12 protein-coding genes are annotated in these 13,775 nt (G+C 69.4%); 2 read left to right on the forward strand and 10 right to left on the reverse strand.

Features of this window, described 5'->3' with window-relative positions:
* Positions 1-138 precede the first annotated feature (138 nt).
* Both BMY69_RS12770 and BMY69_RS12775 read right to left on the reverse strand, forming a co-directional pair.
* Positions 139-2,454 (reverse strand): YadA family autotransporter adhesin, encoded by a 2,316-nt coding sequence (locus BMY69_RS12770; RefSeq protein ID WP_090178777.1) that lies wholly within the window; start codon positions 2,452-2,454, stop codon positions 139-141.
* A gap of 23 nt (positions 2,455-2,477) precedes the next feature.
* Positions 2,478-4,352 (reverse strand): S8 family serine peptidase, encoded by a 1,875-nt coding sequence (locus BMY69_RS12775; RefSeq protein ID WP_090178780.1) that lies wholly within the window; start codon positions 4,350-4,352, stop codon positions 2,478-2,480.
* Positions 4,353-4,666: 314 nt separating this feature from the next.
* On the opposite strand from BMY69_RS12775, the gene BMY69_RS12780 reads away from it, so the two are divergent.
* The gene (locus BMY69_RS12780; RefSeq protein ID WP_090178783.1) at positions 4,667-6,436 is read left to right on the forward strand and encodes a hybrid sensor histidine kinase/response regulator; all 1,770 of its coding nucleotides are present in this window, start codon (positions 4,667-4,669) and stop codon (positions 6,434-6,436) included.
* Here the strand turns inward: BMY69_RS12780 and BMY69_RS12785 are convergent.
* The 7 genes from BMY69_RS12785 to BMY69_RS12815 form a co-directional block, all read right to left on the reverse strand.
* A complete protein-coding gene (locus BMY69_RS12785; RefSeq protein WP_090178785.1) occupies positions 6,426-7,157 on the reverse strand; it encodes a response regulator transcription factor in 732 nt (243 codons plus the stop codon). The two genes, BMY69_RS12780 and BMY69_RS12785, sit on opposite strands and share 11 nt — an antisense overlap.
* Positions 7,158-7,248: 91 nt before the next feature.
* A complete protein-coding gene (locus BMY69_RS12790) occupies positions 7,249-8,061 on the reverse strand; it encodes a CHAD domain-containing protein (RefSeq protein ID WP_090178787.1) in 813 nt (270 codons plus the stop codon).
* Positions 8,062-8,067: 6 nt separating this feature from the next.
* Positions 8,068-8,967: a bestrophin family protein gene (locus BMY69_RS12795; protein ID WP_090178789.1), complete on the reverse strand. Its 900-nt coding sequence runs from the start codon at positions 8,965-8,967 to the stop codon at positions 8,068-8,070.
* A gap of 9 nt (positions 8,968-8,976) precedes the next feature.
* Positions 8,977-9,327, reverse strand: coding sequence for a hypothetical protein (locus BMY69_RS12800; protein ID WP_090178791.1), 351 nt, complete (start codon positions 9,325-9,327; stop codon positions 8,977-8,979).
* 222 nt (positions 9,328-9,549) lie between these two features.
* Positions 9,550-10,068: a hypothetical protein gene (locus tag BMY69_RS12805; RefSeq protein WP_090053247.1), complete on the reverse strand. Its 519-nt coding sequence runs from the start codon at positions 10,066-10,068 to the stop codon at positions 9,550-9,552.
* 16 nt (positions 10,069-10,084) lie between these two features.
* A complete protein-coding gene (locus tag BMY69_RS19765; protein WP_218143171.1) occupies positions 10,085-10,453 on the reverse strand; it encodes a BON domain-containing protein in 369 nt (122 codons plus the stop codon).
* 115 nt (positions 10,454-10,568) lie between these two features.
* On the reverse strand, positions 10,569-11,306 hold the full coding sequence (locus tag BMY69_RS12815; RefSeq protein WP_090178794.1) for a 2OG-Fe dioxygenase family protein: 738 nt from the start codon (positions 11,304-11,306) through the stop codon (positions 10,569-10,571).
* A 147-nt stretch (positions 11,307-11,453) separates the two neighbouring features.
* On the opposite strand from BMY69_RS12815, the gene BMY69_RS12820 reads away from it, so the two are divergent.
* On the forward strand, positions 11,454-11,951 hold the full coding sequence (locus BMY69_RS12820; RefSeq protein WP_090178797.1) for a DUF421 domain-containing protein: 498 nt from the start codon (positions 11,454-11,456) through the stop codon (positions 11,949-11,951).
* A gap of 6 nt (positions 11,952-11,957) precedes the next feature.
* On the opposite strand, the gene BMY69_RS12825 is transcribed toward BMY69_RS12820, so the two are convergent.
* Positions 11,958-13,676, reverse strand: a complete 1,719-nt coding sequence (locus BMY69_RS12825; protein WP_177191165.1) for a L,D-transpeptidase family protein — start codon at positions 13,674-13,676, stop codon at positions 11,958-11,960.
* Positions 13,677-13,775: the final 99 nt, after the last annotated feature.

A 13,775-nucleotide genomic window follows, 5' to 3' on the forward strand; every position in this document is an offset into this window, starting at 1 on the left:
CGGGCGTTCGTGCGTGTGCGGTGTCGCGACGACCGAACGCCTCGCCGTGGGCACCGGCGTGCGCCGGTGCGACGTGAGGGGGCACGTGGAAACCCTCACCATCGCCCCGGCGCACGATGTCACCGCGTGCGCGCGGACTTACCAGCTCACGCCCGCGCCCACGCCGACCGTGCTTTCCGAGCCCGAGCTCGACGCGCCGATCGACACGCTCGCGCGGTTTCGGCTGAAAGCGCGCTGGTAGCCGATCGCGAGGGCCGACTGGCCGCCGTAGTTGCCCGCGCCCACGCCCAGGCGGTTCTCGCCGGACAGCCCCGACGTGTTCATGCTCATCTGCGACAGCGCGGTGCCCATCGCACCGACGCGGTCGAGGCGTTGGTTGACCTGGTGGAAGCGGTCGTCGACGCGGTTGCGGAACGTGTCGAAGTCGCTGCGGCTCACGCCGTTGTTGATCTTGCTGTCGGTGTACGCGTTGGCGCGTGCGAGGGTCTGCTGGTCGCCGTTGTCCGCATAGGACTTGGCCGTGGCGAGTGCCTGGTCGACCTGGCCGACGTTCGCGGCGTCGGTGGGAGCGGTGCCGGCGGCGACGTTCACCACGCGGCGCTGGTTCGCGGCGGTGCCGACCGACACGGTGTTCGCCTGGTCCGCGACGGATCCCGCACCGAGCGCGACGCTGTTGGTCGCGGTGGCCGACGCCGCCTGACCGATGGCCGTGCCCGATGCCGCGGTCACCGACGTGTCGGCTCCCACCGCCACGGCGTTCGTGGCCGACGCGGTGATCGTGGCGTTGCTGCCGACGGCGGTGCTGCCATCGGCGCCGATGGTGGCGTGATCGCCAATGGCCGTGTCGCGCGGATCGGTGGCGACGCTGCCGCCGCCGACCGCGAGGCCGTTGCCGCTGCCGGACGGTACCGACGGATTACCCGGCTGCCCGCCGCCGGGCGCGTTGCCGAGTTGCTGGCGGATATCGTCGATGCCCTGCAGCGCGCTGGAGAGCACGCCGTCGACCGCGGCGAACGCGTCGCCCACGTTGTCATAGCTACCGCCCTGGATGGCGTACGTGGGCGGGACGAAACCCGCCATGCCCATCGAGGCGCCACCACCGAACGCGCTGGCGAAAGCGGCGTTGACGGCTGAATCGCCGACGGTGACGTGGCCGATCGCCGCCTGCAGCTGGCCGACGTTGACGGCGTCGTTGGCATCGACGCCGGCGCCGAGGTTCGTGATGCGGCGCGTGAACTGCGGGATCTTTTCGCCCCAGCGGTTCGTCAGCGTGCCGTCGCTGCCGACGGAAACCACGTTGCTGTCCCGCGTGGCGGAGTTGGTGCCGAGCGCGACGCTGTTGGTGCCGTCGTCGCTGACGGTGGCGAAGTGGCCGATCGCCACCGACTCGTCGCCCTTGGCCAGCGCGAGGTCGCCCATCGCGATGCTGTTCGTGCCGTACGCCCAGGTGGACGAGCGGTTGTCGCCGCCGATGGCGATCGCGTTGATGCCCGTGGCCGCGGCGTTGTAACCGATGGCCGTGTTGTTGTTCTCCTGCGCGTAGGCGTTGTTGCCGATCGCGATGGCCGCCACGCCCTCGGCACGCGCATGCGCGCCGACGGCGGTGGCGCTGTCGTTCAAGGCCATGGCGGCGGCGCCGATCGCGGTGGCTTCGTAGCCGGACGCCGTCGTGAGGTCGAACACGCCCGGGAAGACCTGCGAGGCACCGCCGATCGCCGTGGCGCCCTCGGCGGTACTGTGCGCGCCGTTGCCGATGGCCGTGGAGTCGTCGCCCTGCGCGGTCGACTCGTTGCCGATCGACGTCGCGCCGAAGCCGTAGCTCGATGTGAGCGAGCCCAGCGCGATGGCGCTGTCGCCGTTGGCCTGCGCGCTGCCGCCGATCGCCATGGCGAGATTGCCCGTGGCGGTGGTGACCTCGTCGGACAGCGGCGTGCCGCCGCTGTCGACGGCGACGCCGCCGATCGCGATGGTGCCGGCGTTGGCGGCGGTGGCGCCCGTGCCGAACGCGATCGCGTTGGCACCCGACGCGGCGGCGCCGAAACCGACCGCGGTGGCGTAATCGCCGGCGGTGTTCGCGGCCTGCCCGAGGGCGATGCTGCCGGCGCCCTGCGCGATGGCGGAGGTGCCGATGGCGGTGCTGCCGGTGTCGAGGGCGACGGAGCCCGAGCCGATGGCCGTGGCGTCGTCGGAGGCGGCGAGCGCGCTCGCACCGATGGCGACGCTATGGAACCCATCGGCGTAGGCATCGTCGCTGCCGTCGGCCGCGCCGTTGGCGGCGAAGTAGCCGCCCGGCGCGATGTCGGCGGCGCTCAGCACGCGGTGCGCGGCATCGAGGCGCGGCGCGGTGGTCAGCGGCGCGGCCGCCTGTGCCGAGGTGCAGGCGACGCCAAGCGCGATGGCGGCGGCGATCGCGCGTCGCGCGGGGAGCAGGGTGGTGCGGGTGGAACGATTCATGGGTGTCTCCGTGGAGAAGTGGGTCAGGGGGCGACGAAGCTCGCCTGCACGCTGAGGTTCAGGGCGTCCTTGACGCCGAGGACGCGGAGGAAATACGTGCCCGCCGCCGGGCGGGCCAGGACGACGGACTCCGCGTTGCCCGCATGCGCGGACACGTAGTCGTAGGCGCCGTCGGCCGGACGCGCGCCGACCTTCACCTGGAGGGTGACGTCGCCCGAACCGCCGAAGGTACGGATGACGAGACTCTTCGCGCCGGCCGGCACGTCGATCTGGTAGTAGAGCGACGTACCCGCGTAGCTCGCGACGTTCGTGAGCAGGCCGCCGTTGGTCAGTTCCGGCGTGTAGTTGTCGCCGAGGAGGGCGAGCTTCACCGCCGCGGTCGCATCGACGATGCCTGCGCCGGCCGGCGTCGCGGTCGGGAACGGGACCTTCGGCTTGTGCGCCGTCTGCTTCAGCGCGCCGACCACCGCGGCGGGCGTCATCAGCGGCTGGCCCGCGGCGAGGCGCGCGCTCTGCATCAGCGCGACCGTGCCCGCGACGTGCGGCGTCGCCTGCGACGTGCCGGCGTAGCCGCCGTAGGTCGGTTCGGCCGGAACGGTCTCGCCGCCGTTGATCGCCTGGTAGACGAAGCCGCTCGTGACCGGCGAGCCGCTGGTGCCGTCGTTGGCGTAGATGCCGCCACCGGGTCCCGCGATCGCCACCGGCTTGCCGTAGTTCGAATAGAAGGCCAGGCGGCTGGTGATGCCGACCGAGGCCACGGTGATCGCACCGGGGCAGCTCGCGGGTGAGTAATACGCCGAATCGTCGCCGGAATTGCCGGCGGCGACGACGACGACCGCGCCGCGCGCGTTGGCCGCCGCGATGGCCTGCGCCATCGGGTCGTCGGGCACGCACTGGCCCTGGCCGCCGAGGCTCATGTTGATGACCTGCGCGGGGTGCGTGTTGTCGGGCACGCCATCGACGTGGCCGCCCGCGGCCCAGACGATGCCGTCCGCGATGTCGCTGTCGTAACCGCCGCAGTGGCCGAGCACGCGGACCGGCAACACCTTCGCGCGGGACGCCACGCCGGCCATGCCGAGCCCGTTGTTCGTCAGTTCGGCGACGGTGCCTGCGACGTGCGTGCCATGCCACGAACTCGGTTCGGGCTGGCAGCTGTCCGACCACGGTGCCTCGGTCGTCCAGTCGCCGGTGTCCCATCCGCCCGGCGCGCGCCCGTCGCTGGCGCGACCGGAGACGAACGCGTCGGTGATGAAGTCGTAGCCGGCGTCGGCGAGCGAGGTGTCGAGGTCGGGATGCTGCGTGATGCCCGTATCCACGACGGCGACGGTGATGCCGTCGCCGTCGGCGAGGCTCCAGGCGCCGGGAAGGTTCGCGCCGCCCTGATTCGGTACCGCGAGATCGGTGTCGGGCGTGCCGTCGGGCGCGCGCAGGTGCCACTGGTCCTTGGCGTAGTACTCGTCGTCGGGCGTCACCACGTCGTCGGCGCGGAAGTCGCGCACGGCCTGGCGCATGCGATCGGGGACGATCGACTTCACCGCCGGGTCGGCCGCCATGCGGGCGAGGAACGCGGCGGTCTCGTTGGCATCCAGCTTGCGCGACAGCTTCAGCACGCGGCTGCCGATGGCGAGTTTGCGCAGGTGGGTCACGGCGGGCGGCGCCAGGCGCGCACCCTTCGCCGAGGCGAACGTCATGCGCGACAGCGCGACGCTGGCGGTCTGCGTCGCGGCGAGCGCATCGCCGTCGTTGCGATAGGTGACGATGAACCGGTCGAACGACGGCTGCGTCGTGGTGGCGACGTCGATGGTCCGAAGGGGATGTGACGCGGGCTGCGCGGCGAACGCCGGGACGGCGGTGGCCACGGCGAGGACGCCGATGAGGCGCAAGGACAGGCGAGGCATGGTGCGGGTATCTCCCCGGTGGTGTTGGCGTTGGCGGACGCGATGCATTCCCCTGCGTTTGCCCGTGATCCCCATGGCCGGTGCATGACCGGCCCTGCATCGCGTCGATGATCGTCGGCGTGTCGCACGACGAGCGGCGAACGTATGACAAACGCGTTGCAGGATCACGCACCGTCTCTGTCGGAATCTGTCAAAACCTCACGGTTGCCATGGTGCGCTGCATGGCATGGCGTCGATTGACAGTTTTGGTGCGTGAATCGCGAGGCCATCGCGCCTATAAAGGTCGCCTGTCATGAAACATCGCGGGAGAACGCGTGACGAAGAGAATTTTCAGGCCGGCGATCGGCTGGCTGCGCGACATTCCGTTCGGCGACGAGACGTCGCGCGGCAACGGCGTCGCGTTGCAGCTCCTCCTTTTCATGATCGGCATCACACTTCCGTTGATCTGGCCTTACCGGATCGCGGTGCTGACCAACCCGCTGACCTTCGCCGACTGGATGGACCTCGGTGGCGACGTGCTCGTGGTGGCGGCCGCGTGGGCCGGTATCGTGAAGATCCGCCGGGGCAAGGTGGAGTCGGCGACGCGGCTGTTCGTGGCCACGATGCTCCTGTCGCTGTTCGTCACCTATGCCGACCGCGGCCTGATGAACGCCATGCTCGACCAGACGTACGTGGTGCTGAGCATCGTGCTCGGAGGACTGGTGCTGGGTCGACGCACGCTGTGGCGCCTTTACGGCGTCCTCGTCGTGCTGTTCGCCGTGGGCGCCGGCTCGGATGTCCTGCGTTTATCGGCGCATGGCGCGAACCATCCGCTGATGGGCGCGGTCAACCTGCTGCCGCTGGCCCTGAGCTACCTCGCCATCACCCTCGTGCTCGACCAGTGCGTGTCGACGTTGCGCGGCAGCGTGCAGAGCGCGGAGCGGCGCGGCATGCGCCTGGCCGAGACGAACCGGGTGCTGGAAGAGGAGATCGCGGCCCATCGCAAGTCGCGCGAGCAGCTGATCCATGCGCAGAAGGTCGAGGCGGTGGGGCGCCTCGCCGGCGGCGTGGCGCACGACTTCAACAACATCCTCAGTGTGATCGAAGGCTACGCGGAGGTGCGCGAGGACAGCGACGATCCGGCCGTGCTGCGGACCGCGCTCTACGGGGTGGCCGCGGCCGCGCGGCGCGGTGCCGCCATCAGTCGCAAGCTCCTCAGCTTCGGGCGGCGCGACGTCGCGCGCGTCGAGGTGATCGATCTGCGCCGGTCGCTGCGCGACGTGAAACACGTGCTGCGCCAGCTCTTCAGCCATGCGACCACGCTCGGCGTGGAAGTCGCGGACGACGCCCGGTACATCCGCTTCGATCCGGAGCAACTGGAGCTGATGATCCTCAACATCGCGGCGAACGCGCGCGACGCCATGCAACCGGACGGTCGCTTCGACATCCGCGTGGTGCCTGCCGCCGGCGGGCGCGTCCGCATGACCTTCCGCGATGACGGTCACGGCATGCCCGAGCGCGTGCGCCAGGAGGTGTTCGAGCCATTCTTCACGACCAAACCCGCCCACGCCGGCAGTGGCCTGGGCCTCGCGGTCGTCCGCGATCTGGTGCGTGACAGTGCCGGCACCATCGAGGTGGAGAGCGAGGAAGGGCATGGCACGACGATCGTCATCGAGCTGCCCGGCGTGCCGCGCCACGCGGGGGACGATCTGTCGCAGGCGCCGCTCGTGCAGACGCTGCTGGTGGAGGACGAGGACATCCTCCGCGAGATGTGGCGCAAGCGGCTCGAGGGCGACGGTTTCCTGGTGATGGAGGCGGGCAACGCGGCGCAGGCGTTACGGCTCGCCGCCGAGTTCGCGCACTCGATCGAACTGGTGATCACCGATCTGCGGCTGGGCGACAACGATCCTTCGGTATGGATCGACGATCTGCGCCTGCTGATGCCCGACACGCCGCTGCTCGTGGTGTCGTCGCATTTCCCTCCCACGATCGCTCAGGTCGACGGCATCGCCATCCTGCACAAACCCTGCTCGCCGGACATGCTGGTATCGGAAGCCACGCGCCTGCTGGAAGGTGTCCGGCGGGCGCCCGCGCTTACATCGTGAACACGTAGCCGCTGCCGCGTACCGCGCTGAGCGGGAGCACCACCCCGGCCTTCGTGCCGACCTTGCTGCGCAGCCGGTACACGAGCACCTCGATGCGGTGCGGGTCGAACTGTTCGTCGCCGCCCACCGCGGCGATGAGCGCCTCACGGCTCACCGGTTCGCCGGGCACGTCGAGCAGGGCACGCAGCATGGCCCGCTCGTGGGCCTTCAGAGCGATCGACACGCCGTTCGGCGCGACGAGGCACCAGCCCTGGCTGTCGAGGCGCCACGCGGCCGCGGTCACGCTGCGCAGGGGCGGTGGCCGCAGGCGGCGCATGAGATTGCGCAGGGTCGCGGCGAGTTCGTGCATCACCACGGGTTTGGCGAGGTAGGCGTCGGCACCGTTACTGAGGCCGCGCACGCGATCCTCCTGCGTGTGCCTTCCCGAAAGCATGACGATGCCGATGCGTGAACTCAGGTGAAGCCGTTCCGCTAGGGAGAATCCGTCGCCGTCGGGCAGGCCGACGTCGAGGACGACGATATCCGGCTCGTCGGTGCTCAGCAGCTGCTCGAGTTCCTTGACCGTCCCCACGGCGGAGACGCGGAATCCGAAGTCGCGAAGGCCGGGGGCGACCAGGCGGTCGCGCAGCAACTGGTCGTCTTCGACGAGCGCGACATGCGGTGGCGAAACAGGGTCTACGGCGGCGGCCCCCACCGGCGCGCGCGACTGTCGATTGATCATGGGCCAGGGATCCGGCGATAAGAAGCTGCGGACGTTGATATCAGGTCTGCCGCGCGATGCATAGGACATTGCGCGCATCGTCGGGGTGGCGTCAGTCGAGCCGGTCGAGGGATGCGAGTTCCGCGCGAATGCGCGCGAGGAGGGGCTCCATCCTCTCGCCTCCACGAAGCCCGCGCAGGACCTCGTGTAACGCCAGCAGATCGCGTCGCCTGCCGAGGGCATCCGACAGCTTCGACAGCGCCTTGATTTCCGTCTTGCCGTGGTGGGGCCGGCTGCGTGTCGGCGTGTCGCCCGCGCGCCCGATCGTTCGCCAGAGCTCGAGTTGCATGCGCAACCGTCGCGCGCGTCGCCGCCAGGTGTGGAACCTGTCCGGGGAGGGCGACTTCACGGCACGCTTCCGCGCCTTTTCGACACGGCGTTTCGATGCAGTCATGGCGCGCTCCACCATGGCACGCCGGACCTTGCGCCATGGCAGGGCGGCGATCGTGCCCGCAAGGGCGCGCAGCTCCTGCCGACGCTCGAGGAATCGCGGATCCTCCCGAAGCGCTTCGACCATCAGGCCGTCGCTCCTCCGCGTCAGCAGAGCCAGGGCACGACGCCACTCGACGGCGGGCCGCGGCCCCGCGAGCGAGCGGGCGACATCGCAGGCGACGTCCGCGTCGCGCATTGCGGATAGTCCGGCCGCGAGCCGCCCCAGCCGCGCCTCGATGCCGGGCAGGGAGGCGCCGAAGGCCGTCCGGCCGAGCCGAAGCAGACTCTTGAGGCGGCGAAGCGCCTTTCGGGCTTCGTGGACACCTCGATGGCGCCGCCGGGTGTCGGCGAGCCAGCGTTCTGCGGCACGGCATTCCTTCGCAGCTGCGGCGGCGAGGGCGGCGGCGGTCCGTGACGGCGTGGCATCGGCCATGCCTGCTTATATAGCGCGATTCCCGGCGGATGGCGTGTCGAGCGGAGAGAGAAGGTCCCTCTCGACGGTCTTGCAGTAGGCATCCAGCGGCAGGTCGTTCGGCATGAGGTCGAACGGGTCTTCGATCTGGTCGCCGAGCGCGTCGAGCCCGAAGAACGTGTACGCGAGCACGCCGACGACGAGCGGGGTGAACCAGCCCATGAGGCCGACGAGACAGAAGGGCAGCAGGAAACAGTAGATGTGCACGGTCCGGTGCAGCAGCAGGATGTACGCGTACGGTATGGGCGTGCCGTGGATCCGCTCGCAACCGCCGAGCACGTGCGACAGCGTACCCAGTTCGCGATCCATCGCGGCGAGGAGGATCGGGTCGTCGTGGCGTTCGCGCATGGCCTCGCCGAGCGCCGCGCCCGTTCGCGAGAGGATCGCGGCCGGTCGGTTGGGGGCGGCGAGGATCCCGGCACGCTCCCGCTCGTCACCGATCCACGTCGTGATCTCCGTAACGGCGTCGCTGCCGCGAAGGTGGTGGCGCAGGGCGTGTGTGAACGCGATCAGCCGGTGGGCCATGCGCTCGCGCGACGTGACGCTTTCGCCGGGCAGGAAGGTGACCGCCTGGCGGGCGAGGTTGCGCATGGCGATGATCAGCTCGCCCCAGAGGGTACGGGCCTCCCACCAGCGCTGGTAGGCCACCGTGTTGCGGAATCCCAGGAAGATCGCGAGGGTGAGGCCCATCAGCGTCAGTGGCGCGGCGTTGAGGCCGACCTTCATGGACACGACGTGGTAGTCGATCCAGACCACCGCGGCGGACAGGAGCATCGTGTAGAGCACGCGCGGCCAGATCACGGGAATGATCGAACCCTGCATGGCGAACAGCAGCGATCGGACGCTGGGCGTGCGGGAACGATGCATGGCGACGCCTCACTCGTCCGCGGGCGGGACGTCCGTGGCGGCGCTTTTCCGCCGTCGGCGGGGCTTCGGCTCGCTCGCCGCGATCAGGGACTGCAGGTAGGCGATGCCTTCCTCGGGCGGAAACCATGCGACCACGTCGGCGACCGAGAGGTTGTAGCGCTGGCGCAAGGCGTCGAACTCGGCGCGCGCAGGAGCGAGCGGATCGATCTTCGGCGGCCGGCCCCGGCGCTTCGGCGTGGCGGGCGCCGGCGCGGCGCTGGCCGTCTTCGGGGGGGCGGTCTCCGTCTTGCCGGACTGGCGATCGAGGGCGGCCAGTTCTTCCTGGAACTGCCTGAAATCGTATTTGCCGGACGAGTTCATCGCGGTACGTGCTACGGAGGGGTCACCATTGTGGCACGGTCGACGCGGAAGGGTTTGAGAATGAAGGACATACCCTTCCGCGAGCACCGATCGCGGCCGGGTGCGCTCCAACCGGTGGGCGGTGAATGTGTGACCAGTGAAACGCAAGTCCGCGCCGCGCAAGGCGGCGACGGACTTATCCACACGGTTATGCAGGAACTTTCCACAATCCCTGTGGATAGATCAGCGGACGCTTGCTTCCGAACCCGTCGAGATGTCGTCGGCGTTGTTTCGCTTGAAGATGTCGCGCGCGGCGTCGCGCTGGTTGCCGCTTTCGGTGTGGACCGAGATCAGGATGCTGCCGTCGCGAACCTTGGTGTCGAAGCGCTTGGCCTCGAATTCCGGGATGCCCATGCCGACCAGCGCGCCGACGATGCCACCCGTCGCCGTGCCGACGGCCGCGCCGCCGAGCGCGGCCATGATCGGGCCGGCGGCGATGAACGGGCCGACGCCCGGAATGGCGAGCGCGCCGATGCCGGCGAGCCAGCCAAGGCCGGCGCCCAGGCCGAGCCCGACAACACCGCCCGTGGTCGCCCCTTCCGGCGCCTTCGTGTTGTGCTCGTGCGCGAAATCGCGGGTGCCACGGCGATCGGGCAGGAGCGCGGAGATGTCGTCGCTGGTGAAGCCGGCCTGCTTCAGTTCGAGCACGATGTGCTCGGCCTGTTCCACGGTGCGGGCGGTGCAGTAAACGGATGCTTTCATCGGGGGCCTCGTCGGGTCAGTGCTTGGTGTCGAGCTGGTTCTGGACGGTGGCGACGCCGGGCACGCCCTTCGCGATCGCCTCGATGCGGGCCTTCTCGGCGTCGTCCTTGACGGGACCCCGCAAGGTGACGATGCCCTTCGCCGCGATCAGCTTGACGTTCTGGCCCATCGTCGAGAGGGAGTCGTCCGCGACGATCGCCTTGCGGACGGCCGCCGCGAGACGGATGTCGGCGGCATCGTTCGGCTGGTCCATCGGCGTCGCGCTCTCCGCATGGCGGTCGCGCTGGTTGATGGCGGTGTTGTCGACCTTCGACGTGTCCTGCGCGAACGACGGCGATGCCGCCACGACGGCCAGGAGGAGGAGGGCGGGGTAGCATGGATTCACGGATGTTCACCGGTGGCTGCGACGAAGCGCAGTACGCCGCCGGGCCCGTGAACCGGCGGTGCAGGGTTAGCGACGATGCGTTCGCGAGACCGGCTGGCGGCTGAAGATCGCCGACTCAGCCCGTGGCCTGGCGGAACGTGACGACCAGCACGTCCCGATGCGATGCCTTGCCCGGATCGGTGGGCGTCACCGGCGTCACGCCGTGGAAGACGCGGGGATCGTGTACCAGCGCGGCATCGAAGGGTTCGGTGAGGGTGAACTCGCCGAGGGGACGCCCTTCGGGCGAATGGATCGTCGTCGTGCCGCTGGCGATGTTCTCGCGATCGATGAGCAGGACCAGGACGTAGTCGACGCCGTCGCGATGGCTGCCTTCCGGCGTGGGCTCACCCGCCGCCCCCGCGGTCGCCTCGATCCGGAACTGGTGCACCTCGATATGCCACTGCGCGATCTCCGGGGACAGGCCGCCGAAGAAATCGTGGCAATACTCGAGGATGGCGAGCATCGTCGGCCCGTGGGCGATCTCCTCCAGCACCGGCGCGAACCAGCGCTCGATGTCGCCCTGCAGGCTGTTGTAAGCCAGCGTCTGGTAGTGCGCCTGGTGCGGACGTGGCTCGACGCGGCCGAAGCGGCTGGCGGCGTAGGTCGCGTGGCGACGCCGGCGGAAACGGCCGGTCGCCGCCAGATAGGTATCGGGTTCCAGCGCGTTCCAGCTCGCCACGAAGGCGTCGAGGTCGCTCAGCCTGCCCGCGTGCTCGATCAGACCGCGCATCTCCTCGCCATGAACGAAGGCGAAGCCCTCGTCCCGGACCCGGTCGTGAAGGGCGCTGTCGTTCGGCTCGGCGGATGCGTTCATGGCCGCAGTATAAGGCCGCCATCGCGCACGGCGGTGCGGCAAACCGCCCCGTAGGGCGAGCGACCGCGCGCCAGGCAGCGCCTTTCACTCCGTCGTTGCGCCTGCGCGATCACAACGGGAGCGGGTGAAGGCGCAGAGGGCGCGGTCATGAGCGAGTGGTTCGAACTGTCGGAGCCGTGGTGGCATTTCGCCGGCCGCGGCGTGTTGACCTACATTGGACTGCTGGTGCTGATGCGCCTGGCGGGCAAACGGAGCTTCGGGGAAATGTCGGCGTTCGACGTCCTGGTCATCGTGCTCGCCGGCGGCACGCTGCGTACGGCGATCATCGGCGACGACCACAGTTACCTGGGCGCTTTCATCGGCGTCGCGAGCATTCTCGTCACGAACAAGGCGCTTGGCTGGGTCTGCACACGCTTCCCATGGTTCAACCGGCTCGTCGAAGGCATGCCGGCGATCCTGGTCCGCGACGGGCGTCGCGACGAGGCCGAGCTGCGTCGCCAGTCGGTGCCCGACGCCGCGTTCAACCGCGCCCTGCATGCGGCGGGCATGGAGCACGAGGGCAGCGTGGTGATCGCGCGGCTGGAGCCCAACGGCAAGATCACCTTCGTCCGCCGGGAGGACGCGTCTCTGCACGGTTCGGGCTGACGAGACCTAGGGCACCCGCAGCGGTTGCGGCCGGTCGAGCGCGGCGATCAGGCCGGCGTCGCGATCGTAGACGTCGGGCTTGTAGGCCAGCTTCCCGTCCGCGCCGATGTCGACGGTCCAGTAGGCGAGCAGCACGGGCACCGCCGTGGGCAGCGTGACGTTCTGGGTCTTCTTCGTCGCGATGCGCTCGTCGATCGCACCGCGGTTCCAGGTCTGCGGGTCGTTGAAGAGCAGCTCGACCAGTTCCAGCGGCTTCTCCACGCGGATGCATCCGGAACTCGTGTCGCGCTTCGCCTTCTCGAACAGTTCCTGGTGCGGCGTGTCGTGGAGATAGACGGCGAAACTGTTGGGAAACCGGATCACCACCTGGCCCAGCGAGTTGCCCGGTCCGGCGTCCTGGCGCAGGGTGATGCCGCGCGGTCGCGACCAGTCCACCTGCGAGGGCGGAATCACGCGGCCGCTGCTGTCGAGCACGCGAATGCGGTTGCTGGCAAGGTAAGAGCCGTTGCGGCGGATCTTCGGCAGGACGTCGTTCTTGAGGATCGTGGGCGGAATCGTCCACGTCGGGTTGAACGTGACGTAGGTGATCTGCGAGCGGAAGATCGGTGTGCTTCGGTAGGGTTTGCCGACCTGCACGCGCGAGGTCCACACCTTCTGCCCGTCGCGGTAAAAGCTGATCTTGTAGCCGGCGACGTCGACGACGACGAAGGTGCCCTGAAGGGAGTGAAGGAGCCAGCGGGCGCGCTCCAGGTTGGCGCGCACCTGACCGATGCGGGTGGCGATCGGCACGTTCAGCGCGGCGAGCGTTTCCGCCCCGACCGCGCCGTCGGCTTCGAGGTACTGATCGGCCTGGAAGCGCTTCACTGCGTCGGTCACGGTGTTGTCGTAGCGGTCGCCGTGGGCGAGGGTGGGGGCGAGGTAGCCGCCAGCGATCAGGCGCGCGCGGAGCAAGCCGACGCGCGGATCGGTCATGCCGGGTTTCAGCGAGGGACCTTCCGGGACCGTCGGCCAGCCCCCGTCGGCGGCGCTCTTGCGCAACTGCGCGAGTGCGTCGCGCAGTTGCGCGTACAGCGGGTTCTGCGGGCGCGCCATCGCGAAGGCCTGTTCGATGCTGCGTTCGTCGATCGACGTCTGGAGCATGGACATGCCTTGCGCGGGATCGATGACGGCGGGATCGAAATTCCAGGTCGGGTCGAGCCGGGCGGGATCGACCTTGCCCCGGGCCAGCTGGACGAGCGCCGTGATGTACGCGCTGGTCGCATCGATCTCGAAGTTCGCGCGCACGACCGGGTCGTCGGACGCATAGGCGTGCGCGTCGACCTGGGTCGTGAGTGCGGCAAGGTGGTAGTCCTCGGGAAGGAGACCGTCGCCGTCCACCGAGGCCAGCCCCGCGAGCAACTGGCGTACGTTCGCCTCGTCCGACCACGCGGCGGTGTAGTGGCGCTGGACGTAGAAGTCGGCCACCGCCCGTCCGATGGATGCGTCGGAACGGGGGAGGGGTCCGGCGCCCATCGGCGTCATCTGCTGCAGGCGCGCATAGATCGCCTGCGCGAGGGGATCATCCAGCGCGGGCGGCGCCAGCGCCGCGCTCGCACTGCCGGCAGGGTCGACCGCGACGATCGGGGGCGGCGAGGCGGCCGAGGCCGCGGGGGAAGCGTCCTGCGCCCAGAGCCGACCGGTCGTGGCCGCGAGGGCCACCCACGCGACGATGCGAAGCGGCCTCATGTCCATAGTCATTCCCTATCGATTCCTTAATAACTTGCGATTCTGCTTAATGCTTCACATATATGAATGGCACGGACGTGACGGTGTTGTGGTCAATAA

The sequence above is a fragment of the Luteibacter sp. UNC138MFCol5.1 genome, from assembly GCF_900110505.1.
In the GTDB taxonomy this organism is placed as follows: Bacteria; Pseudomonadota; Gammaproteobacteria; order Xanthomonadales; family Rhodanobacteraceae; genus Luteibacter.

Coding starts and splice junctions, on each gene's coding strand:
- BMY69_RS12770 (WP_090178777.1), bottom strand. CDS start 2,454: ATGAATCGTTCCACCCGCACCACCCTGCTCCCCGCGCGACGCGCGATC.
- BMY69_RS12775 (WP_090178780.1), bottom strand. CDS start 4,352: ATGCCTCGCCTGTCCTTGCGCCTCATCGGCGTCCTCGCCGTGGCCACC.
- BMY69_RS12785 (WP_090178785.1), bottom strand. CDS start 7,157: ATGATCAATCGACAGTCGCGCGCGCCGGTGGGGGCCGCCGCCGTAGAC.
- BMY69_RS12790 (WP_090178787.1), bottom strand. CDS start 8,061: ATGGCCGATGCCACGCCGTCACGGACCGCCGCCGCCCTCGCCGCCGCA.
- BMY69_RS12795 (WP_090178789.1), bottom strand. CDS start 8,967: ATGCATCGTTCCCGCACGCCCAGCGTCCGATCGCTGCTGTTCGCCATG.
- BMY69_RS12800 (WP_090178791.1), bottom strand. CDS start 9,327: ATGAACTCGTCCGGCAAATACGATTTCAGGCAGTTCCAGGAAGAACTG.
- BMY69_RS12805 (WP_090053247.1), bottom strand. CDS start 10,068: ATGAAAGCATCCGTTTACTGCACCGCCCGCACCGTGGAACAGGCCGAG.
- BMY69_RS12815 (WP_090178794.1), bottom strand. CDS start 11,306: ATGAACGCATCCGCCGAGCCGAACGACAGCGCCCTTCACGACCGGGTC.
- BMY69_RS12820 (WP_090178797.1), top strand. CDS start 11,454: ATGAGCGAGTGGTTCGAACTGTCGGAGCCGTGGTGGCATTTCGCCGGC.
- BMY69_RS12825 (WP_177191165.1), bottom strand. CDS start 13,676: ATGAGGCCGCTTCGCATCGTCGCGTGGGTGGCCCTCGCGGCCACGACC.